27 protein-coding genes and 3 tRNA genes are annotated in these 20,811 nt (G+C 59.3%); 23 read left to right on the top strand and 7 right to left on the bottom strand.

Translation table 11 applies throughout. The annotated features are described in order from the left end of the window. Positions 1-41 precede the first annotated feature (41 nt). The 3 genes from N5D22_RS20800 to N5D22_RS20790 all read right to left on the bottom strand — a co-directional run bounded on the left by N5D22_RS20800 (position 42) and on the right by N5D22_RS20790 (position 1,178). Positions 42-509, bottom strand: coding sequence for a phage regulatory CII family protein (locus N5D22_RS20800; RefSeq protein WP_279657700.1), 468 nt, complete (start codon positions 507-509; stop codon positions 42-44). A gap of 321 nt (positions 510-830) precedes the next feature. After that, positions 831-906 (bottom strand) — tRNA-Met (locus tag N5D22_RS20795). 17 nt (positions 907-923) lie between these two features. Further along, complete coding sequence (locus tag N5D22_RS20790; protein WP_271045885.1) at positions 924-1,178, bottom strand: hypothetical protein; 255 nt, start codon at positions 1,176-1,178, stop codon at positions 924-926. Positions 1,179-1,230: 52 nt separating this feature from the next. Here N5D22_RS20790 and N5D22_RS20785 point away from each other — a divergent pair, with 52 nt between their 5' ends. The 15 genes from N5D22_RS20785 (at position 1,231) to N5D22_RS20715 (ending at position 11,229) form a co-directional block, all read left to right on the top strand. After that, a complete protein-coding gene (locus N5D22_RS20785) occupies positions 1,231-1,935 on the top strand; it encodes a helix-turn-helix domain-containing protein (protein WP_279657702.1) in 705 nt (234 codons plus the stop codon). 1 nt (position 1,936) lies between these two features. Then, positions 1,937-2,374 (top strand): hypothetical protein, encoded by a 438-nt coding sequence (locus N5D22_RS20780; RefSeq protein ID WP_279657704.1) that lies wholly within the window; start codon positions 1,937-1,939, stop codon positions 2,372-2,374. 235 nt (positions 2,375-2,609) lie between these two features. Continuing rightward, on the top strand, positions 2,610-2,792 hold the full coding sequence (locus N5D22_RS20775) for a hypothetical protein (protein WP_279657705.1): 183 nt from the start codon (positions 2,610-2,612) through the stop codon (positions 2,790-2,792). 58 nt (positions 2,793-2,850) lie between these two features. Beyond that, positions 2,851-3,114 (top strand): hypothetical protein, encoded by a 264-nt coding sequence (locus N5D22_RS20770; RefSeq protein ID WP_279657706.1) that lies wholly within the window; start codon positions 2,851-2,853, stop codon positions 3,112-3,114. A gap of 66 nt (positions 3,115-3,180) precedes the next feature. Beyond that, positions 3,181-3,381, top strand: a complete 201-nt coding sequence (locus N5D22_RS20765; protein ID WP_279657707.1) for a hypothetical protein — start codon at positions 3,181-3,183, stop codon at positions 3,379-3,381. A gap of 33 nt (positions 3,382-3,414) precedes the next feature. After that, positions 3,415-4,290, top strand: a complete 876-nt coding sequence (locus tag N5D22_RS20760) for a hypothetical protein (RefSeq protein WP_279657708.1) — start codon at positions 3,415-3,417, stop codon at positions 4,288-4,290. Positions 4,291-4,343: 53 nt separating this feature from the next. After that, on the top strand, positions 4,344-5,273 hold the full coding sequence (locus tag N5D22_RS20755) for a hypothetical protein (protein WP_279657709.1): 930 nt from the start codon (positions 4,344-4,346) through the stop codon (positions 5,271-5,273). Between the two features lie 44 nt (positions 5,274-5,317). Then, positions 5,318-5,695 carry a diversity-generating retroelement protein Avd gene (gene avd, locus N5D22_RS20750; protein WP_279657710.1) on the top strand — a complete coding sequence of 126 codons (378 nt, stop codon included), beginning with the start codon at positions 5,318-5,320 and terminating at the stop codon, positions 5,693-5,695. Positions 5,696-6,015: 320 nt separating this feature from the next. Continuing rightward, positions 6,016-7,026 carry a reverse transcriptase/maturase family protein gene (locus N5D22_RS20745; protein WP_279657711.1) on the top strand — a complete coding sequence of 337 codons (1,011 nt, stop codon included), beginning with the start codon at positions 6,016-6,018 and terminating at the stop codon, positions 7,024-7,026. Next, a complete protein-coding gene (locus N5D22_RS20740; RefSeq protein ID WP_279657712.1) occupies positions 7,010-7,315 on the top strand; it encodes a hypothetical protein in 306 nt (101 codons plus the stop codon). Before N5D22_RS20745 ends, N5D22_RS20740 begins: the two co-directional genes overlap by 17 nt. Before the next feature lie 2 nt (positions 7,316-7,317). Next, positions 7,318-8,490 (top strand): DNA polymerase III subunit beta, encoded by a 1,173-nt coding sequence (gene dnaN, locus N5D22_RS20735; protein ID WP_279657713.1) that lies wholly within the window; start codon positions 7,318-7,320, stop codon positions 8,488-8,490. A gap of 2 nt (positions 8,491-8,492) precedes the next feature. Further along, entirely contained in the window at positions 8,493-9,080 is a 588-nt protein-coding gene (locus N5D22_RS20730; RefSeq protein ID WP_279657714.1) for a hypothetical protein, read from the top strand. Continuing rightward, positions 9,077-9,565 carry a hypothetical protein gene (locus tag N5D22_RS20725; RefSeq protein ID WP_279657715.1) on the top strand — a complete coding sequence of 163 codons (489 nt, stop codon included), beginning with the start codon at positions 9,077-9,079 and terminating at the stop codon, positions 9,563-9,565. The genes N5D22_RS20730 and N5D22_RS20725 overlap by 4 nt, the downstream gene beginning before the upstream one ends. Further along, positions 9,555-9,920 carry a hypothetical protein gene (locus tag N5D22_RS20720; protein ID WP_279657716.1) on the top strand — a complete coding sequence of 122 codons (366 nt, stop codon included), beginning with the start codon at positions 9,555-9,557 and terminating at the stop codon, positions 9,918-9,920. Before N5D22_RS20725 ends, N5D22_RS20720 begins: the two co-directional genes overlap by 11 nt. 193 nt (positions 9,921-10,113) lie before the next feature. Then, positions 10,114-11,229, top strand: a complete 1,116-nt coding sequence (locus N5D22_RS20715; protein WP_279657717.1) for a tyrosine-type recombinase/integrase — start codon at positions 10,114-10,116, stop codon at positions 11,227-11,229. 107 nt (positions 11,230-11,336) lie between these two features. Here N5D22_RS20715 and N5D22_RS20710 read toward each other — a convergent pair. Further along, positions 11,337-11,413 (bottom strand) — tRNA-Pro (locus N5D22_RS20710). A gap of 264 nt (positions 11,414-11,677) precedes the next feature. Between N5D22_RS20710 and N5D22_RS20705 the strand changes: the two genes are divergently transcribed. Further along, a complete protein-coding gene (locus N5D22_RS20705) occupies positions 11,678-12,103 on the top strand; it encodes a hypothetical protein (RefSeq protein WP_279657718.1) in 426 nt (141 codons plus the stop codon). Between the two features lie 54 nt (positions 12,104-12,157). Here the strand turns inward: N5D22_RS20705 and N5D22_RS20700 are convergent, their stop codons facing one another. Further along, the gene (locus tag N5D22_RS20700) at positions 12,158-12,358 is read right to left on the bottom strand and encodes a hypothetical protein (protein ID WP_279657719.1); all 201 of its coding nucleotides are present in this window, start codon (positions 12,356-12,358) and stop codon (positions 12,158-12,160) included. A gap of 135 nt (positions 12,359-12,493) precedes the next feature. Here N5D22_RS20700 and mqo point away from each other — a divergent pair, with 135 nt between their 5' ends. From mqo to N5D22_RS20685, 3 genes are all read left to right on the top strand, one after another. Then, complete coding sequence (gene mqo / locus N5D22_RS20695; RefSeq protein ID WP_279657720.1) at positions 12,494-14,227, top strand: malate dehydrogenase (quinone); 1,734 nt, start codon at positions 12,494-12,496, stop codon at positions 14,225-14,227. Between the two features lie 304 nt (positions 14,228-14,531). After that, on the top strand, positions 14,532-14,813 hold the full coding sequence (locus N5D22_RS20690) for a type II toxin-antitoxin system ParD family antitoxin (protein WP_279657721.1): 282 nt from the start codon (positions 14,532-14,534) through the stop codon (positions 14,811-14,813). A 30-nt stretch (positions 14,814-14,843) separates the two neighbouring features. Then, entirely contained in the window at positions 14,844-15,191 is a 348-nt protein-coding gene (locus N5D22_RS20685) for a hypothetical protein (protein WP_279657722.1), read from the top strand. A gap of 52 nt (positions 15,192-15,243) precedes the next feature. Here the strand turns inward: N5D22_RS20685 and N5D22_RS20680 are convergent. Continuing rightward, a tRNA-Gln gene (locus tag N5D22_RS20680) sits at positions 15,244-15,318 on the bottom strand. A gap of 202 nt (positions 15,319-15,520) precedes the next feature. Between N5D22_RS20680 and N5D22_RS20675 the strand changes: the two genes are divergently transcribed. Continuing rightward, positions 15,521-16,429: an MBL fold metallo-hydrolase gene (locus N5D22_RS20675; RefSeq protein WP_279657723.1), complete on the top strand. Its 909-nt coding sequence runs from the start codon at positions 15,521-15,523 to the stop codon at positions 16,427-16,429. A gap of 265 nt (positions 16,430-16,694) precedes the next feature. Here N5D22_RS20675 and N5D22_RS20670 read toward each other — a convergent pair whose 3' ends face one another. Then, on the bottom strand, positions 16,695-17,615 hold the full coding sequence (locus N5D22_RS20670) for a DUF1499 domain-containing protein (RefSeq protein ID WP_279657724.1): 921 nt from the start codon (positions 17,613-17,615) through the stop codon (positions 16,695-16,697). A gap of 445 nt (positions 17,616-18,060) precedes the next feature. Here N5D22_RS20670 and N5D22_RS20665 point away from each other — a divergent pair, with 445 nt between their 5' ends. From N5D22_RS20665 to N5D22_RS20655, 3 genes are all read left to right on the top strand, one after another. Beyond that, positions 18,061-19,425, top strand: coding sequence for a dicarboxylate/amino acid:cation symporter (locus tag N5D22_RS20665; RefSeq protein ID WP_279657725.1), 1,365 nt, complete (start codon positions 18,061-18,063; stop codon positions 19,423-19,425). A gap of 151 nt (positions 19,426-19,576) precedes the next feature. Beyond that, complete coding sequence (locus N5D22_RS20660; RefSeq protein ID WP_269830342.1) at positions 19,577-19,975, top strand: hypothetical protein; 399 nt, start codon at positions 19,577-19,579, stop codon at positions 19,973-19,975. A gap of 192 nt (positions 19,976-20,167) precedes the next feature. Further along, positions 20,168-20,764: a demethoxyubiquinone hydroxylase family protein gene (locus N5D22_RS20655; RefSeq protein WP_279657769.1), complete on the top strand. Its 597-nt coding sequence runs from the start codon at positions 20,168-20,170 to the stop codon at positions 20,762-20,764. Positions 20,765-20,811: the final 47 nt, after the last annotated feature.

Here is a 20,811-nt window from a genome sequence, read left to right as displayed (position 1 = left end):
GTCAATTTTTGAGAATTCTACCTTTCGCAATGCCATGCCAGTCAGCCTTTCTTGATGTTCACGAGCATCTCTTTCAGCTCGCGAATTGCTTCGTGGATTTCCTTGCCGATCCGCTTCTTTGCGGCGGCCGTGCCAAGCGTTCCGGATGCCTGGGCGGCTTGCAGTTCACGGACGACGTCCATGACCTCGCTCATCAGGTCGATGGCGTCGGTCTCGGTTACGGGCCGCGCCTCATGAGGGTGATCGTCATCGATGACCAGCTTGAAGCCGAGCGTGCGCGCCATGGCGGCGACGATGACGGGCGTTTTCGCACGCCGGTCGGCCTCGATGGCGACATCGACCGGAATCAGCGCCTCGCGGTTTTCGTCGTTGAAGCTGGCGTATTTGGAGAGCGTCGAGACATTGACGCGGGTGAGCAGCGGGAAATCGGTCACGCCGCCGCCCAGCTTGTAGCTGGCGTCTGTCGCGCCTTTCAGGCTGCGGATTTCTTCTTCGGAAATAGTGCGCACGAAAACACCCCTGAAAACGCGTCAAGGAAAGAAAAACGGAAAAGGATTCGGTGAAGCCCGCGCGGGCGCGGCCTATTCGTTGCCCATCAGATCAACCACAGCCCCGCCACATCAGCGGTGGCGTAAGCTGGAGAGACAAAGATGAACGCAACGAAAGAAAAGGTCCGCCGGAGCCGGGAGGAAAGGCGTCACGGCGGGTGCGCAGAGGGGAAAGGAGTAACCCTCGCGCAACAGGAAAGACGATCCGGACGGATGGCGGAATGGTCAGAAGCTCCATCCGTCCGGTATCCCGTGCGCGCACTGCCGGGAAAGCGCCGGGATTGGTTGCAGCGGCAGGATTCGAACCTGCGACATCGTGGGTATGAACCACGCGGGATGACCGCTTCCCTACGCTGCGGAAAAACTGGAGCGCAATCATTCTGCGGCCTCCTGCGTCCTAGTCACTTCAGGCCGCTGCACATCAGCGGGCCACGCAACATCTTTGGGCCAATGATCGGAAAACCATTGCATCGCCTTTTCAAAGGTGCCGGTCGCAAGATCGCCACCACTGGCTATGCCGTCGAGCTTTGCGCCGCGATTGAAGACAATCGTTGACAAGCGCTTTCGGCCGATACCGGCGGAAGCTGCATACAAGTCTGCGATGCGGACAATCTGATCTTTCATAGCCATGCGGGCTAAATGCGGTCTTTTGTCCGCAAATGTCAAGACCAAAAGACCGCTTTTGTTTGACCGCATCGCGGCTGATAATCCGCACATGGAGAACGAAGTGTTAGATACAATCAAACAAGTCATTGATGAGCTTGGCATAACACCCGAGGAAGCCGCCAAGCGCAGCGGCCTTGAGCGGAGTTATTTTCGGAAGCTTTTCGAGCGAGGCACTACGCCGAAGCTCGACACAATGCGGAAAATATCGCTCGGCCTTGATGTTCCGCTAGACCGACTCTCTGGAGGCGCCCGATCTTCCGACAAGAATGAGAACGGCTCCAAAACCCTCAGAATACCGGATCGGCACGAAATGCCGAACGACGTGCCAGTACTTGGCACCGCAGCAGGATCACATTTGCGCGGCGCGTTCCAGCTGACAACAGACCCGGTTGATTTTGTGAGGAGGCCGCCCGCTCTCATGGGTGCGAGGGATATCTATTCGTTGTATGTTGAGGGCGAGTCGATGGTCCCTCAGTTCTGGCCCGCCGATTTGCTGTTCATCAGTCCGCATAAACCAGTCAAAGTCGGCGACCCTGTGGTTATACAAAGCCAGCTAACCGGAAATGGTGCGATAGAGGCGACGATCGGCATCTTTCTTCGACGCTCAACCGATTGGATTGTTATCCAAAAACACAATCCGAGGGCAGAAATCGAGATTTCGAGAGCAACCCTCATCTCGATGCATAAAGTCCTTACAATGAACGAGCTTTTTGGAGTCTGAGATGAGATCCAGCGCATTGATTGCCGTTGCTGCATTAGCCATCTTCCCAGCCGCATCATTTGCGCAGGCCACTAAGTTCCAGAAGGCGGACTGTAGCACCTCCCTAGACCATACCGTTTGTATGGCGCAGACAAAACAGATGGCGAGCGACTGGAAGCGGGCGAACAATGGAGACTATGGAAGTCAACGGAATGTTGCCTTCTGCCTTAAAAACGGCTGCGACGGGTCGACAAAAATCGACGCCGTCGGAGCGTGCTCTTGGCGCATGATTATCCAGGCGGCAGAGAATGAGAAAGATGCTGCCGACCGCTGGAGCTACGACGCAGACTGTAAGCCCCTTACGAACTCAGACCGTCGCACCGCCATAAATCAGGCGGAAAAAATCTACAGCCGCATCTACGGAAAACAGATGCCGATTGAACGACTCTTGCGCGATTAGAGCGCCGCGACCACGAATCACCCCTCAGTAAAGCAAGAAAAAACCGCTTTCGGCACAAAGCCTTAAGCGGCGTTCGCGGTCATTTGTCCGCATTCGTGTTGACAGCGGACAAATGACCGCATTATTGTCCTCTCCATCCAAGCCGCTTTGACCTGACGGCTCGGAGAAAGACCGGGCGGCGACGCACCCCTCACCCTCGCGCCGCCCGGTCCAACATCAACGGATGGAGACCGACATGAACGTCAGTGCGATGAACGACAGTGAGAAGATCGAAGCCATGGCCGCCGCGATGCGCCGCTTCGGTGAAGGCTGCACCCGCGAGCAGCTAAACCTTTATTTCCCGAACGCCGATATCGACCGCCTGCACGAACAGGCTCGCATGAAGGCAAATGACGACGCCCTTCTTGAAGCTGCCTGATTATCCGCTCCGGTTTCCGCCTCGCCCGAGGCGGTTTCCCGAACGGATGGAGATCAGCATGGCGAAATTCTCACCAGCACAACGCCGCAAGGCGCATTGCGGACCCGCATTCAGGCAGTCGTACATTGATGACGGCTGGCGCGCAGGTGCCGCACACATCATCTCGGCATTCGCTCGGCTTCGGGCAGCATCCGAGATCCGCAGGCGCTATCAAACCGGCGATATACGGGCATCCGACGCGCTCCGCATATCCTACATCACGCTTCTCCATGCGCGGAAGGATTTGCGCATTGGCCGTCGCATGACGCCTCTGCCGGCCTGACGCCACATCCGGTTTCGGTGTCCGTCTCTTCCCGCGAGGCGGCATCCGAAACGGATGGAGGCAGCTTTGATCCACATTTCCCCCATGATCCCGCAGACCCGGCATGACCTCGGCACCTTCCGCAAGGATAGCGCCGTTCCTTATGGACGCTTCTTTCTGGCCTGCGTCACCGCCGTGCTTTTGCTCGGCTGCATTGGCGGGGTCGCGCTTTCCGTCACCCGTCTCTCCGAAATCGAACGCATTTACGCCGCCGACGCGCGCGTCTGACCACTTCCAGCCCAAACCAAAAAGGACCAGACCATGACCACCACTGCCGAACCGCAGGCAATCAGCATTCACAATCCCAGCCCCGGCGCGCCGATCCTGCTCGCCACCGGCCCGACCTCGGTCTCCATCAAGGCCGGTTCGCTGGTCGAGATCGGCGACCGCACCTATTCGTATGACCGCGAAACGGCGATTGCGCTCGACGGGCTGGTGCCCGGTCGCGATTATGCTGTCGGTATCAATGCGATGGGCGATCTGTTCGCCACCGTCGCCAACGACAATCCGCTGAACGGCGATTTTTTCGCCGGCTTCCACTTCGCCCCCGGCGGCAATGCTGTCGAGCGCAAGGGAGGCGACAGCGTGCCTGCTATCAATCCGCATTCGCTCTGGGATATCGAGTATCGCCCCGCATGCCCGGATCCGCGCGGCATGGTGCGCGTCATCGCCGGAAACATCGTCTGGGTCGATATCTATCTTCTCGGCGCCGACCACGCAGTTCACGGCACCAGCCGCTTTGGCGTGGCGCCAGCGACCGGCAGCACGCTGGATCTTCTTGACTACCCGACCGCGAAATCCATCCTCGAAGGCCACGGCAAACGCCTGCTGACCTATGACGAATTCCGTACCGCCGCGCACGGCGTGACGGAACGCTCCGCCGCCGCCAATCGCCCGCGCACAACCGGGCTCGATGCCGCCCGTACCAGCCTCTACGGCCTGATGCAGGCAACCGGCAATCTCTGGGTATGGGGAACAGACGGCGACATCGACGACCCGCGTCCGTCCATCTTTGGCGGCTCCGGGATCAACGGCGAGTACGCCGGCTCCCGGTACGCGGCCTTGGACTACTGGCCCGTGCACTCGCTCGTGTACATCGGTGCGCGCGGCGCGAGCGACCACCTGACGCCTGCATGACGCGCGCGAAAGCGCGGGTCTCTTTTCTTTCCCTCTCAATCAGGATTATCACCATGACGGCAACAGCCGAAAAATCCCTTGGCGGCATTTCCATTCAGCGCCGCGACCAGTCAGCCCCGGTACTGGTAAAATACAATAGCACCGGTGTATTCGTGAAGTCGGGCACCACGGTTACGACGAGTGAGCGTACCCACGCCTTTGATGCCGATATCCCCGTCCTGATCGACGAGCCGGTACCCGGCCGCGACTATGGCATCAGCATCAATGAATATGGTTTGCCGATTGCCGAACTTCTGGAAGGCGAGCCGACCGCCGAGCGGTTCTTTGGCGGCTTTCATTTCGCACCGGGCGGCAATGCTTCGGCACGCGAGGGCGGTGACAGCGCGCCGGCAATCAACCCATATTCCATCTGGGATGTCGGCTTCCGCCCCGCCTGCGCGGATCCGCGTGGCATGGCATTGATCGAGACGTTGGGCGGCAAACTGTTCTGGGTCGATATCTATCTTCTCGGCGTCGATCACGCTGGTCACGGTACCAGCCGCGCGAAGGCCGTCATCGCCGATGGCCGCGACCTGCCGATGAAGCTCGACGGCCAGAGCCGATACAAGAAGCTCGACTACCCAACGGCGGTGGAAATCTACGCCGGCCACGGCAAGCGCCTGCTCGGCGCGGAAGAATTCTTCGCCGCCGCCTATGGCGTGAAGGAGCGCGCGTCCCGCGATGACGAGCCGACCGTAACCGGATCGCTCGAAGACAATGCCGTCAGCTTTATCAGCAAGTGGGGCCTGTTCGATATCACCGGCACCATGTGGCAGTGGGGCACGGACGGCGATCCGGACAATCCGCGTCCGTCCTTCTTTGGCGGCTCCTGGTTCAGCGGCGAGCTCGCCGGCTCCCGGTACGCGAACTTGGCCTGCTGGCCCGGGCTCTCGAGCGGGAGCGTCGGTGCGCGCGGCGCGAGCGACCACCTGAACCATGCCTGACCGGCGCGAAAGCGCGGGTCTCCTGAAACGGATGATCGCCAGCCATGACACGAGATGAGTTTGTAAATCCGCAGGATCTGGCGATCGTCGAGAAATTCGAGAAAGCCGTGGCCTACCTGTACCCGATATTCCAGCGTTGCCCGCGCAGCCACAGTGTGTTGCGCGACAGGCTGATCGGGCTGCTGTTTGACCAGGTCGGCTTTCTCTATCAGGCAGCGAAGTCGAAACAGGCCTCAAAGCTCTACGCGGCAGACGCCAATCTGGCAACGCTGCGCTTCTGGTTGCGCTTTGCCTCCGATCCGAAGCTGAAATTCCTTTCCCACCATCAGCACAAGGTGGCGCTGCGCCACATCGCTGAAGCGGGATCGATGCTCGGTCAGTGGATCAGATCGGCAAAAGGCAACGGGCGGTCGGGGTCATGATGCTGTTGCGTCCGTCCATCTTTGGCGGCTCCTGGATCAACGGCGAGAACGCCGGCTCCCGGTACGCGAACTTGGACTACTGGCCCGAGAACTCGAACGAGAACATCGGTGCGCGCGGCGCGAGCGACGACCTATTCACGGCTCGGCGACGGTCACGGCCCCGCCGGTCATCTTCCACGGTCGGCACGGCGGCTTCCGCCCTGCCGTCAAGGTGGTCGGCCCGTCCGTCCGGCTTCGGCGAACACATGACAGGGTCCGGTACAGCGGGGAGTAGCGGCAATGCCGTCGAAACCCGCGACCGGCGATCCGGAGTGATTACCATGGGAAAGAAATACCGGAACCTTATCGGCCAGATCACGGCGGACGCCAACATGCGCCGCGCCTGGCGGCGCACCGCCAACGGCAAGCGCCTGACGGCAGGCTTTCTGGAATTCAACGAGTTTTCGATCCTCAATCTGGAGGATCTGGCGCAGGCCATGCGTGACGGCACCTATCGTTCCGGCCAGCCGCACGAGTTCAAGATCTTCGATCCGAAGGAACGGATGATCTCGGCGCTGCCCTTTGAGGATCGAGTGGCGCAGCATGCGCTGTGCGCCGTCATCGAACCGATATTTCAGGCGACGCTGTTGCCGCGTACCTTTGCCTGCCGTCCGGGCAAAGGAACGCATGCGGCGGCAAAGGCCGTGCAGGCTGATATGCGCCGGCTCAGCCTCGACAGCGAGCCGCTATACATTCTCAAGACGGACTTCTCCCGATACTTCGCCAGCATCGAGCATGGCGCGCTGTGGCAGCTCATTGAGGCGAAGATTTCTTGCCGCGCCACGCTGCGGCTAATCGAGACCATGCTGCCACGCGATGGCATCGGTCTACCGATCGGTAGCCTGCTGTCGCAGATCTTCGCCAACATCTATGGCGGCGTCGTCGACCGGCACCTGCAACAGGATCTCGGCGAGCGATACTGGTATCGCTACATGGACGATATCGTGGTGCTGGGAAAGTCATCCGAACATCTGCGCAAGGTGCGCGCCTCGATAGAAGAACTGTCACGCGAGCGGCTGGGTCTGCGCTTTTCCAAATGGAGCATCCAGCCCGTCAGCCGTGGCGCCAACTTCGTCGGTTATCGCATCTGGCCCACCCATAAGCTGCTGCGTCGTGACAGCGTCACGCGGGCAAAGCGCAAGATCCGCGCCTATCGTGCCGGCGGCGATCATCAGCGGCTGGAGAAATTCCTTGCCGCATGGGTCGGCCACGCCAAATGGGCAGATAGCCGCAATCTTCTCAAATCCCTCAATATCCACGAAAGGAGTGTCCACCATGCGGCACACCGATAAGCGCGGCCCCGCAAAGCTGCCATCGTCCGTCATGCTGGTGCGTTGCGTCCAGCGTGGCATGGGACGCACCCAGATAGCCGAATACTACGGCGCCAGCGTTGGCCGCGTGACCACGCGCTGCAAGGAGCTTGGCATCACGGCTCCTCTTTACGGCAAGACATGGAACGAGGCCCGTTTCGATTTCACCACCGTCGTTATCCGCCGCTTCGGCAGCAGCATCACGCTGCCGTGCCCCAGCATGTACGCGAAAATTCTGGAGAGCAGAAACCACCAGCGCGAAAGGCTTTGAAGATGAATAAAACAGCCACAACAGAAAATTTCGTTTCCGTCGAGGCAAAGACACTCGCCTCAACATTGAAGTTGGCGAATTCGATAATCGAGATCCGCAACACGATTCCCGTCCTGAACGATGTTCGCCTCACCTACGGCAGAAAGGGCTTGACCATCGAGGCCACGGACCTCGACCTGCATGCAACCATGAACGTGGATGAAGTAGACGGCGCCGGCACCTGGTCGCTATGTTTACCGGCGCGGTTTCTTGCTTCGGTGGCATCGGCAGCCGGGACCGGATCGATCCGCATTGAGCCGGAGCAGACCGAAACAACAAATGAAAAAACCGGCGCGACGAGCGTCCGGCACAGCGCTTCCATCTATGTTGGCGACGCTGCTTATACCATTGATGCGTGCGATGCCGCCGATTTTCCGGCCATCATCGGTGATCGCGCGGGCATGATTGAACGGTTTACGAACGGCCATTTTGCCGCCGCACTCAAGAAAGTGTCCTGCTGCATTTCGACCGAAGAGACACGGTATTATCTGAATGGCGTCAACTGGGCCGCAACAGACAGCGGCAAGCGTATGGCGGCCACCGATGGGCATCGCCTCGCCCTCTGCCGATATGCCGCAGATGAAGACGGGTCCCGCTTCTCCTACATTATTCCCCGCAAGACTGTGGGCGTGATTTCGCAGTTCCTTGCATCGTCCGATATCGAAATCTTTGCCGTCGGCAAGGGTAATCAGATCGTGGATACCCTCCTCGATTTCAAAGCTCCCGGCGTCACCCTCAGAAGCAAGCTGATCGACGGAACGTTTCCCGATATCGAAAGGGTGATACCGAAAGAAGTCCCTCATCAGGTCGAAATCCGGACGGAAGAAATGCTTTCAGCCATTCGTCAGGCGACGGCCATCGGCGGATGGCGCGGCTCCGCAATTCGCCTTCACGGCGTCGAAGGAAAACTCAATGTCGAGGTCAGAAATATAGAACTCGGCATGGCGAAGGTCGCCACTTCTTCCACGTGGCCTGAAGGGCTTGCGGAGATCGGCGTCAACAGTCGCTACATGGCCGATATGGTGAAGCGGTGCCAGGGATCAATCACACTCAAGATCATCAACAACGGCAACCCGATAGCCCTTGCCGACCAGGACGCGGAAATGACCCGCCTTCTCATGCCGATGAGGGTGTAGTCATGACTGAGCAATCTGCATCTGTCCGCCGCATCATCGGCCCGACCATCCTTCTCGGATCCGGCACCTATTTCGACTTCGAAAACCCCGAAGCCGCAGAACTGACGATTGAGGATGTGGCTTATAGCCTCGCCTTCCAATCACGCTTTACCGGCCAGTGCGTCAGCCGACGCACCGGCAAGCGGGTCTATTATCCCATAGCCCAGCATTGCGTCATCATGGCGGGTTACGCCGAACCGGGCCACAAGATGGCGGCGCTCATGCACGAGGTTGGCGAAGCGACCTGCGGCGACATGAGTTCGCCCCTGAAATCCAAGTGCCCGGATTACAAGACGATTGAGAAGCGCTGCGAAGCCGCCGGCCTGTCGCATTTCGGCATCAATATCCTTTCTCCCTGGTACATCAAGCATCTCGACCTGCGTATGCTGGCAACAGAGCAGCGCGACCTCATGCCCACCAAAGGCGAAACGTGGAAAATGGTCGATGGACACCAGCCATTCGCGGCAGAGATATTCCCTTGGGAAGAGCCTCATGTCGCCGCCGAGACCTTTCTTGAGACTTACCATCATCTGCGGAGGATCGGCGAATGAGTGGGGATCGTCAACGTCGTCGAGAGGCTACGTACCGAGCCGGCCATCAGGATGGGTTGACCGCGGCAGAAACGGAGAAAAATGTTTTCAAGGGTAAATATCGGTCAATCGTGACCCTCCTGAACGATACACGTCAAAAGGTTCAGGAGATCTTCGACCACATCGAGGACGAAGGCGACCGAGTTTACTTCGGCAGCACCAACCACGCCGACTGGCTTCGGGAATTACTCGACGACATGGATGGCTGGTCTTTCGACGCCATGTTGCCCAAAGGCGATATCAATAAAATGGAGGCCGATCCGTACGCTGAAATTCGTGCACAGCGGGTTCGAGCAGACGCAGCAGAGGCTGCGATGAAACAGTTGCGTGAGGCAGTAAGCGATCTCTGCGCCGCCTATTCTGCCTGCAACGGCGAAGATCATCCAGCCTACGTTGCCGCGCGCACAGCCCTCGCCAAGACGGAGGGCGACGGCAATGGACGCTAAGCGGCTTCACATCCTCCAGCATTCGCTTGGCCTTGACCAGTACGGACGAGGCACGTTCTATCGCAACCATTTTGTGACCGGCGAAGGCAGCGATGATCACGCAGACTGCATGGCGCTTGTTGAGACTGGATATATGGGTGTTCGCAAGAACCATCCGTTAGCCGGCGGTGATGACGGCTTTTGGGTGACGGAAGCTGGAAAACGCGCCGTTCGCGAATACAGCCCTGCGCCACCCAAACTCACGCGAGGCCAGCAGCGATATAGAGATTGGCTCGATTACGACGGCGGCCTCTCGTTTATCGAGTATGCGAAGTGGAAGTCCGCGCGACGCCGGCAGATAGGCGGTGCAATATGAAGGAGGGGAAATATTGCGAGGCGATTGCGGACGATGAGCCTGTCACGCTTGCGGAAGCATGCAAATTGTTCTTCGGTGGCAGGCTGACGAAGTCAGCGCTTCGGACCGAAGCGCGAAAAGGCAATCTGGAGGTATTGATGATTGCCGGGAAAGCCTTCGTCACGCGTAACGCCATCGAAAGGATGAAGGAAAGATGCCTCGTAAAAAACAGCCTGCAAGGCTCTGGTTCAGACCAGACACCCAAACATGGGTCATCAAAGACGGAGACAGGCGCATCAGCACAGAATGCGGCGAGACTGAAACTGCAGCTGCTCAAAGAAAGCTTGCCGAATACATCGCCAGCCAATACCAGCCGCGGCGCGGAGGTAACTCGTCTGAGGTGACGCTTGGCGATATCATTATCGTGTACAGCGAGGAGAAGGCACCCAGGACGGCAAGACCGAAAGAGACTGTCGCCATGCTAGCGCGGCTCAATGATTTCTTCGGAGCCATGACGCCGGCAGAAGTTCGCGGGCGCACCTGCCGGGAATATGCTGATGATCGCGGCAACGAGGGCGGCGCTCGCCGGGATCTGGAAGTCCTGCGCGCGGCCATCAACTATTATCACGCCGAATACACGCTCGATGTCGTGCCGAAGGTTTCTCTTCCGGAGAAGGGCGAGCCGCGCCAGACGTGGTTGTCACGTTCCGACATGGCGGCACTCCTGTGGGCGTCACTTGGCTGGAAGCCGACAGCCTTTGACATTGAGAGCAAGAGGCCGACCAGGTGGAGCCGTACGGGTGTCGCCAACCCTCATATCACGCGGCTGCTACTGATCGGCCTTTACACCGGCACACGCCTTTCGGCGATCCTGAACCTGCAATGGATGCCGAACACAACAGGTGGGCACATAGATATCGATCGCGGCGTCATCTATCGTCGAGCAACAGGTGAGCGGGTCGCACACAACAAACGCCGGACACCAGTCAAGGTGCCGCCGAGATTATTGCGCTTCCTTAAATACTGGAAAGCGGTGGACACGACGGTCAACGAGGAGGGTAAGGACGTGTGCCTGCGCTTCGCCGTCAATTATAATGGCGTCAAAATCACGAAGCCGCATAAGGCGTTCCGCAACGTCCGTAGCACGGCCGGCCTGAGTGACGCCGTGACACCACACGTTCTCCGCCATACGCGTGCCACCTGGTTGGCTCAACTGGGCGTCGATCCGGAGCAGGCCGCCGCCTCTCTGGGCCTCACTGTCGAGGAATTTGAACGCACTTATTCGCACGTCAGCCCTGATTTTCAGGCGCAGGCGGCGAACGCGTTCTAATCAGTCCGCGCTTTAATCGGTCCGGTTTCGGTCCGAGAGTTTGATTTAGGGATTTTCAGGAAGTACCGGGATCAGTCGCAAGCCGCTGTAAATATTAGGCTTTCCGCTGGTCGGAGTGAGAGGATTCGAACCTCCGACCCCCACGTCCCGAACGTGGTGCGCTACCAGACTGCGCTACACTCCGTGACCAGCGGCGCTTCTATAGACCAGCCTCCGGCATTCGACAAGCGGCTTATTGCATTTTTTGTGACAAGTTTTTTCCATCTGTTGAAACAACCCGGCCAAGCACCTGCGGCGCCGGGCGGAAGGCCTCAAAACGTTACAAAAAAGCAATTGTGGCAGGAAATTTTCATCGAGCCGCACGCCTCCCCTGCCCGCCGTCTCCAAATCTGCTAGGGGAACGGAATGACCGGCGGGAAGCCGGACACGGCACAAAGGACATTTCACCATGCTATCTCGCAGCGTAACGCTCGCAGCGTTTGCCATTGCGCTCTCGGCCTGCACCACCTCCACGGGCGGCTCCACCACTCCCTCCTTCACCCAGAAGAGCCCCGTTGAGACCCGCTGGGTCGGCCAGTCCGCAGGCATTTTCTTCGCAAAATTCGGCCCGCCGCTGAGCGACACGGAAAGCGGCAGCTCCACCGTCTATAACTGGCGCGGCGGCTACAAGAAGGCCACCATTCCGGCCAGGTTCGAAGAAGGCAAGGACGGCAAGAAGGGTCGCCAGATCTCGCCCGCCCGCACCGCCTCGCTCTCCTGCACGGTGCAACTCGTCGTTTCCAGCGACTACACGATCACCGCCGTACGCACGGTCTCCGACCGCCCCGGCGTCAACGGCCCGAGCTATTGCGCGGAATTCCTCGCGGCAAACTGAGCTTTCGGCCACAAGCCCGAACGAGCCACGGCCCGCCCGAAACGGCGGGCCTTTTCACTTTTTCGGGATTGTTGTCACTTTCCTGAAAAAATTTTCACTTAAAATGTCGACCGATGATCGATGACGCCCTGCGTGCTGCAAGCCACGGGCCGTTTTGCTGTATCCGGCGCTCAGGACCCTTTCAACCGTTTGAAAGCGCCAGCTAATCTTCGCAATCGCAAAAATGACGATCGGCAAAATTGCTGGATTTGCCATTGCGGCCATATTTCCCGGCAAAATCCCCACAAAACCGCCAGAACTTGAGTGAATGAGTCCGGGTTGTGCAGGTTTACGCTTTGCTATAACGGGGCAGATGGGAGGAATGTTTTTAACACAAAACAAGAATCAGGTATGGCCGTGACTCCCATCGATCAAGACAAATCCCAGCTCACTGATCTCTCCCAGGAAACCACCCTTTCCCATGCGCTCCCGATGAACCGCCGACAGGTTCTGGGCGGTGCGCTTGCCGGGCTTGCTGCTGCGGCGCTGCCGGCGACCCCTCTTCTCGCCAATACGGCCGCCAAGAAGGTCGATGTGCTTTTGATCGGCGGCGGCATCATGAGCGCGACGCTCGGTGTCTGGCTGCGCGAACTCGAGCCCAGCTGGTCGATGCAGATGCTGGAGCGTCTGGACGGCGTGGCGCTGGAAAGCTCGAACGGCTGGAACAATGCCGGCACCGGCCATTCCGCGCTTGCCGAGCTCAACTACACGCCGGAAGACGACAACGGCAACGTCAGGATCACCCAGGCCGTCAACATCAATGAATCCTTTCAGATTTCCCGGCAGTTCTGGGCATGGCAGGTGCGCAACGGCGTTTTGAAGAACCCGCGCTCCTTCATCAACCACACGCCGCATATGAGCTTCGTCTGGGGTGACGAGAACGTCGCTTATCTGGAAAAGCGCTATCAGGCGCTCAAAGCCAGCCCGCTTTTCGCCGGCATGGAATATTCCACCGATCCCGAGCAGATCAAGAAGTGGGTGCCGCTGATGATGGAAGGCCGCGATCCTTCCCAGAAGATCGGCGCAACCTGGTCGCCGCTCGGCACCGACATGGAATTCGGCGAAATCACCCGCCAATTCGTATCGCATCTGCAGGGCGACCAGAATTTCGACCTGCAGGTCAATAGCGAGGTTTCCGACATCCAGCGCAATGCCGATGGCAGCTGGCGCGTTACCTATACCAACACCAAGACCGATGCCGAACAGGTGGTGGATGCGAAATTCGTGTTCATCGGTGCCGGCGGCGGCGCGCTGCATCTGTTGCAGATGTCCGGCATTCCGGAAGCGGACGATTATGCCGGTTTCCCGGTGGGCGGCTCGTTCCTGATCAACGAGAACCCCGATGTGACGATGCAGCATCTGGCCAAGGCCTATGGCAAGGCCTCGGTCGGCTCGCCGCCCATGTCGGTGCCGCATCTCGATACCCGCGTGCTGGGCGGCAAGCGTGTCATCCTGTTCGGACCTTTCGCCACCTTCTCCACCAAGTTCCTGAAGGAAGGCTCCTATTTCGATCTCGTCTCCTCCGTCACCACCAGCAATGCCTGGCCGATGGTGCGCGTGGGTATCGATGAATATCCGCTGGTGGAATATCTCGCCGGCCAGCTGATGATGTCGGATGACGACCGTTTTGCCGCGCTGAAGGAATATTTCCCCAATGCCAAGCAAGGCGAATGGCGCCTGTGGCAGGCCGGCCAGCGCGTGCAGATCATCAAGCGCGACGAAGAAAAGGGCGGCGTGCTGCGGCTCGGCACCGAAGTCGTCGCCGCACAGGACGGCAGCATCGCCGGCCTGCTCGGCGCTTCGCCGGGCGCCTCCACGGCCGCACCGATCATGCTGAGCGTCTTGGAAAAGGTCTTCAAGGACAAGGTGGCGACGCCGGAATGGCAGGCCAAGATCCGCCAGATCGTGCCGAGCTACGGCACGAAGCTCAATGACAACCCGGAAAAGGTGCAGCAGGAATGGGCCTATACCGCCGAACACCTGCAGCTGCCCACCCCGCCGCAGATCGACCTTGAGGCGCTGAAGGGTGCCGGTGCGGCCCCTGCGGGTGCGCCGGTGAAGACGGTGCCGGATATCGCGCTTTAAGGCATCGTCGCGAGATTTAAGATTGGACGCCGCGTGTCTCTGGATGCGCGGCGTTTTTGTTGATGCACGCCTTTCCCACACTCGACGTCATCCTCGGGCTTGACCCGGGGATCCATTCACTTCAACGGATCGTGGATCCTCGGGTCAAGCCCGAGGAGGACGGAGGACAGGTTTTCGCGCTTAACAGTACCCCGGGTTATAGCGTGGCGTGGTAAGCCGACCATCATCGGATATACCGCCACCGAAATATCTGGCCCCCAACCTACTCGGTGGTAATAATTCCTACCAGATGATGGAGATAACCGTGGCCAACGTTGAAAAGATCAGCGTTTCGATGACGCCCCAGCACGCCGAAATCTTGCGTGACGCCGTGGAAAGCGGTGCTTATGCCAGCAGCAGCGAAGTCATTCGTGAAGCGATGCGAGACTGGTCGGCAAAATGGGTTCAGCGACGCGACGACATCGCCAAGCTGCGCGCATTGTGGGCTGAGGGCAAAGCCAGTGGCGGTTCAACCGAAGTGGATTTCGACAAGGCGCTCAATGAAGCACGTGCAGAACTGGCCTCGTTAAAAATCCGCGGCCAATAAGTGATTAGAGCTCCAAATTTAGGAGGCACCATGGAATGGGTATTGCCACTAGTAGGTGGACTTGGTCTTGGTTCACTTTTAAAATCATATATTGATCATTTTAACGCTCGCCGCGCGATAATATTAGATCGACTATATCAAGAGAAACGAGAAGCCTATCTTGGCCTCCTTGATGCACTTCATAAAGCTGCAATTCATCCATCCGACGAGAATTCTAAAAACTACGCTCTCTGGCAAACTCGATGTCAGCTTTTTGGATCTTTAGAGGTAGCGCAATTTGCACAGGCGATGGCAGATACCAATGATGGGCCTCTATCCGCGCGCGAGGCCGCATTCGCAGGCTTGGTAGAGGCCATGAAAGACGACCTTCGACAATAAGCGAAGAATCAGCAAATTTTAAGCATTAAAGCTCGCTGTGAAAAAGCGCGATTGGCTGGGGCGCCAGGATTCGAACCTGGGAATGCCGGTACCAAAAACCGGTGCCTTACCGCTTGGCGACGCCCCAACAGGGCAGCGAAGGCGAAACGCCGCTGCCTGAACCGGGCCTGATTAGCAAAGCCTGCCCGGCCCGGCAATGACCCGGCGACTTATTTTTTCACAAAATTCAAGCTTTTTGGGTGCCGTGGCGAAGTTCACATGTTAGGGCTTGGCGATGGCGCGGTTGAGGCTGCGGCTCAAGCTGGCATGGCATTTTTCAGGAGGTCTCGATGGCGGACCCGGCATTCGATCTCGATTTCCAGCCGGCCTATGGCGAGGCGGTTCCCGTCGCTCCGCTCATTCAGCGCATCACCGTCAACAATCCCTCCGCCTTCACCTTCCATGGTACCAACTCCTATATTGTCGGCGACCGTTCCGTCGCCGTCATCGATCCCGGCCCGGAGGATGAGGCGCATTTTCAGGCGCTGATGGCGGCGCTTGATGGCCGCGAGGTCACCCATATCTTCGTCAGCCACACCCACCGCGATCATTCGCCGCTTGCCCGGCGGCTGAAGCAGGCGACCGGGGCGCTGACGGTAGCGGAAGGCCCACACCGGGCTGCCCGGCCGCTGCATGTGGGGGAGACCAATCCCTTTGCCGAAAGCTCCGACACTGCTTTTGTCCCCGATATCGCCCTTGGCGACGGGCAGAGCCTTTCCGGCGACGGCTGGCGGCTTACCGCGCTGCATACGCCCGGACACACGGCCAACCACGCCGCCTTCGCGCTCGATGGCAGCGGCATCGTCTTTTCCGCCGATCACGTCATGGCCTGGGCCACCACCATTGTCGCGCCGCCGGATGGGGCGATGAGCGATTACATGGCCTCGCTGGAACGGCTGCTCACCCGCGACGACCGGCTGTTCCTGCCCGGCCATGGCGGCCCGGTCACCGATCCCGCCGCCTTCATGCGGGGCTTGCGCGCCCACCGCCGCATGCGGGAAAAGGCGGTTCTGAAGCGTATCCGCGAAGGCGACCGGCGGATCGCCGACATGGTGAAGGTGATCTACGCCAGCACCGACAAGCGCCTGCATGGAGCGGCCGCACTTTCCGTGCTGGCGCATATCGAAGACCTGATCGAAAAGGGCGAGGTGCAGACGGATGGTGCGCCTTCGCTGCTGGGTGAGTATTTTCCGGCATAGCGGATATTTCTGGCACGCGACATTTCCGGGCGCGTTGCGACCTCACTTCTCACTCCAACCCTTGATTGGATCGAGCGGATGCCACTTGTTTCTTCTCCCCGAGGGGGAGAAGTCCGCGGCAGCGGGATGAGGGGGCAAGGGTCACTATATTCGGCGAGGGTTCCCCCTCATCCGGCCCTTCGGGCCACCTTCTCCCCCCTCGGGGAGAAGAAACAGGCGGCAGCCGCTCGTCCCCATCAAGACGACGCGTGGCGTCAGCTGCACATCAATTGTCGTTCAACCCCTGCATCTCCGCATCCAGCGCATCGAGATAGGCTTCCGCAATCGCAGCACCCACGCCGAGATCGTGCGGGCCGTAACGGGAGGCGACGCGGACGTCGACGATGGTGGTTTCCGCCTCTTCCTTGAGCCGGATGAGAATATCGAAACGCAGGCCCCAGATGCGCGTGCGCGTTTCACCCTGCATCAGCACCACGCCGCTGCCATTAAAGAAGGTAGGCAACGGCGCGTCGGTCGGCCGGGCCATGGGCACCGGCACGATGGAGGGCAGATCCTCCACCGGCCCCTCTTCCGCAGGCTGCGTCCTGTCCTGCTCCGGCACGCCGACGGAGGGCGCATCTTCCGCTCCGATCACCCCCTTCGTATGGGTGATGCGGATATTCTGGGCATTGGCCATTTTTTTGGCGGCGGCATAGATGCGGTCGATCGCGCCTTCGTAACGGCGGCCGGCAAGGCTCGCATAGGCCTCGGCCTGCGCGTCGCGATCCGCTTTGGTGACGGTCGCAGGCCTCACCAGCCATTGCTGGTTGGCGGCTGGTATCACCAGCCATTCCGGCACATCGGCCAGATCGGTGGAAATATCGTAAATCTTCGGCTGCTGCCAGTAAAGAAAAGCACCGTAACCCACCACGCCGAGCGGCAGGGCCGAGAGGAGCAGCGCCGTCAGCGCCGAAAGACCGCCGTGCGCGCCTTTAGTCCACAGCCGCTCAAGGCCGATCAGCGCCAACAGCACGGCAAACAGCGCGATGCCGGCGGCGATGATGAACAGACCGACGAGATCCGGCGTCGTCAGCGGCCCGAAACGATGAATGCAGGCGGCGATGAGAAACAGCGCAAGCGCCGCAAGACCCAGATAGCGGGAAAGATAGGCTGCTACCGAAAAAGGCCGGACGAAACGCACAGTCATGGAAGCGGATATCCGTAAGATCGCATTGGCTAAAAAGCGTTGCACCCGAATTCTGGCAGGGAATCACCTGCATATGATGTCATAGACCGGATTTGCAGCGAGGAAAACAAAGGACGGGTTTGATCCGATGCTAAAGTGCGCAAACCTTTCCTGCGTCATGCGGTACCTGATCCGGGGTGACGGAGTATGAGGCAACGACACTGCCAAACCATGGGTTCCAGGCCTGCGGCACCGCTTCGACTGACTGAGAGGTCCACGGCGACAAGAGACCGGAATATTTTTCCGCATTGTCTCGCCTTAAGAGAATAATGCACCGGTAGTGCAACAAATACGCAAGCTCATCCCTTAATTGCTGAGGAAATCGGCGTATCCTCGGCGACCTCCCTCGAGAATGCGTGTAAAACGTGCAACATTCTCGTTTTCTTGCACAATAAAGAGACATGTCATGTCACAGGCAACGACGTCCGCCGGGCCCTCCGGGCCTAAACCCTTTTATCGCAATTTCGGCTTTCAGGTTCTGATCGCCATGGTCATCGGCCTGCTGCTCGGGCTTGTTGCGCGCAACATCGGCCCCGATGCCGCCGGCAGCGCGAACTGGCTTTCGGTGACGCTGCAAACCATCGGCAGCATTTTCGTGCAGCTTTTGCGCGCGCTGGTTCCGCCGCTGATCTTCACGGCCATCGTGGCCTCCATCGCCAATCTCAAGAACCTCTCCAATGCGGCGAAGCTCGTCTGGCAGACACTTCTCTGGTTCGCCATCACCGCACTGATCGCCGTCGTCATCGGCATCGTGCTCGGCCTCGTCATTCAGCCCGGCGTCAACACGGCGATTGCCAATACGGCAGCGGCGGCACCTTCTTCCACCGGTTCCTGGCTGGATTTCCTGAAGGGGCTGATCCCGGCCAACGTCTTCGGCCTCGAAGCGTCTACCAAGCTCAATAATGGCGCGGCCAGCACCTCGTTGAACTTCAACGTGCTGCAGCTGCTCGTCGTCTCGATCGCCTTCGGTGTCGCGGCGCTGAAAGCAGGCAAGGCGGCGGAGCCGTTCCTCGCCTTCAACCAGTCGCTGCTCGCCATCGTGCGGAAAATCCTGTGGTGGGTCATCCGCCTCACCCCCATCGGCACCATCGGCCTGCTTGGCCGCGCGGTCGATCAATATGGCTGGACGACACTGTCGCAGCTCGGCTGGTATGCGGCGGCCGTTTATATCGGTCTGGCGCTGGTGCTTTTTGTGGTCTATCCGGCGCTGCTTCTCGCCCATGGGCTGAAGCCCTCGCGTTTCTTTGCGGGCGCATGGCCGGCCATCCAGCTCGCCTTTGTGTCGCGCTCCTCCATCGGCACGCTGCCCGTGACCGAAACCGTGACGGAAAAGAGCCTTGGCGTGCCGCGTGAATATGCCGCCTTCTCCGTGCCGCTCGGCGCCACCACCAAGATGGACGGCTGCGCCGCCATCTATCCGGCGATTTCGGCGATCTTCATCGCGCAGTTCTTCCAGGTGCCGCTCGGCATCCAGGAATATGTGCTGATCGTCTTCGTCTCCGTGCTCGGTTCCGCCGCAACCGCCGGCCTCACGGGCGCGGTGGTGATGCTGACACTGACGCTTTCGACGCTCGGCCTGCCGCTGGAAGGTGTGGGCCTGCTGCTCGCCATCGACCCGATCCTCGACATGGGCCGCACGGCGGTCAACGTCGCCGGCCAGGCGCTGGTGCCCACCATCGTCGCCAAGCGCGAGGGCATTCTCGATGAGGCCGTCTATAACAACGCCAAGGATATCGACGCACTCGACGACCGGGAAGCAGCGCCGGCCTGACAGCGATAATCATGGGGCGTTTCCGGTGAAAAAGGAGACGCCCCATGCGGACCATTCCCGTTGTTCCCTGATAGTTTGGGGTTGACGGTGCCAATTTCATCGATAGCGATAACGGCACGGGCAATAGCGCAATTTAGAGCGGAAACTGTGCATGGCGAAACGTAACTGGATTTATGTCGGTCTGCTCGCTTTCATCTCCCTCGGGCTTCTGATCGACGCGGCCGTCTGGCCTGCCGGGCCTCCAGCATCCTTTACCGCAAACGATCTGGTGCAGATGATCGGCATCATCACGCTATTTGCCTGGTGGCAGATAGAGGATGCCGAAAAGCGGGACCTCCGGCGCAGCTCCGCCGCCAAAATCACCACCGTTCTGCTCGCACCCATCGGGCTTGCGATTTATCTCTATCAAACCCGCCGCTGGACCCGCGCCACGCTCGGCCTCTTCGCATTTATCGGAGGCATCGTCCTCATCGCCATCCTCACGGTTCTGCTCGGCGACTGGCTCATTCAACAGGGTTTGTTCCCGCCGTCTTTTCTTCGCAATCCCTGAGCGGAATCAGAATGTTTGGTTTCGAAACCGGCGGAGGCTGCGAGAACGCATCTCCGCTCCGGCGGATTTAACTTTCCGCGCCGAATGGGGTTCTCCCGGCATCGAAACAGGCTTATCAATCGTGGTCACAGCCGCCTCTCATAGTGCCGGTAACATCTGCTGCATTTAGCTGGAATGGAACGCGCCTTGGTAATGTTTCGAACGTCCGGCAGTCCCGGCAAATACGACCCGGCGCTTACCGTTCGGCGTATCCTCAAGGTCAATCACGCCGGTGAGTTTGGCGCTATTCGTATCTACGGCGCGCAGATATGGATGGCTCGCCGGCTGTTCCCGGACATCGTACCCGCTCTTCAGGAAATGCGGGAAGACGAGATCGATCATTGCCGCCGGTTTCGGGACGCCATGCCATCCAGAAACGCAAGGCCTTGTCGCGTCATGGCATTTTGGAGCCTTGGGGGTCTCCTGCTCGGTTTTCTGACCGCGCTCGGCGGACGCAACATGGTCTGGATTTGCACCGAAGCCGTTGAAAGCACCGTTCACCGCCATCTGGAAGATCAATTGGCCTTCCTGCAAACGAGAGATTCCGAGCTGCATAGGCTTATCGCTTCAATTCAGGAACAGGAATTGGCTCATCTGCACGAGGCCGAGAAAAACCAGACGACGCGCGGTTTGGGCCATATGCTTCTGCTGCCGATTATCGGCTTTCTCACCGATCTGATGATCTGGCTCTCGACATGGGGAGACTCAAGCTGGATGCGCGCTGAAATGGCGCGTTCCAGACAGTCCTGATGCCGAGGCTCAACCAAGTGGATGCCGGTTCAGGGCCCGCATGACAG

It is taken from the genome of Agrobacterium sp. GD03872, assembly GCF_029840625.1.
Taxonomy (GTDB): Bacteria; Pseudomonadota; Alphaproteobacteria; order Rhizobiales; family Rhizobiaceae; genus Agrobacterium; species Agrobacterium fabrum_A.
Note: the sequence above shows the minus strand (reverse complement) of the source record. Positions and strands in the feature narration are given on the sequence as shown.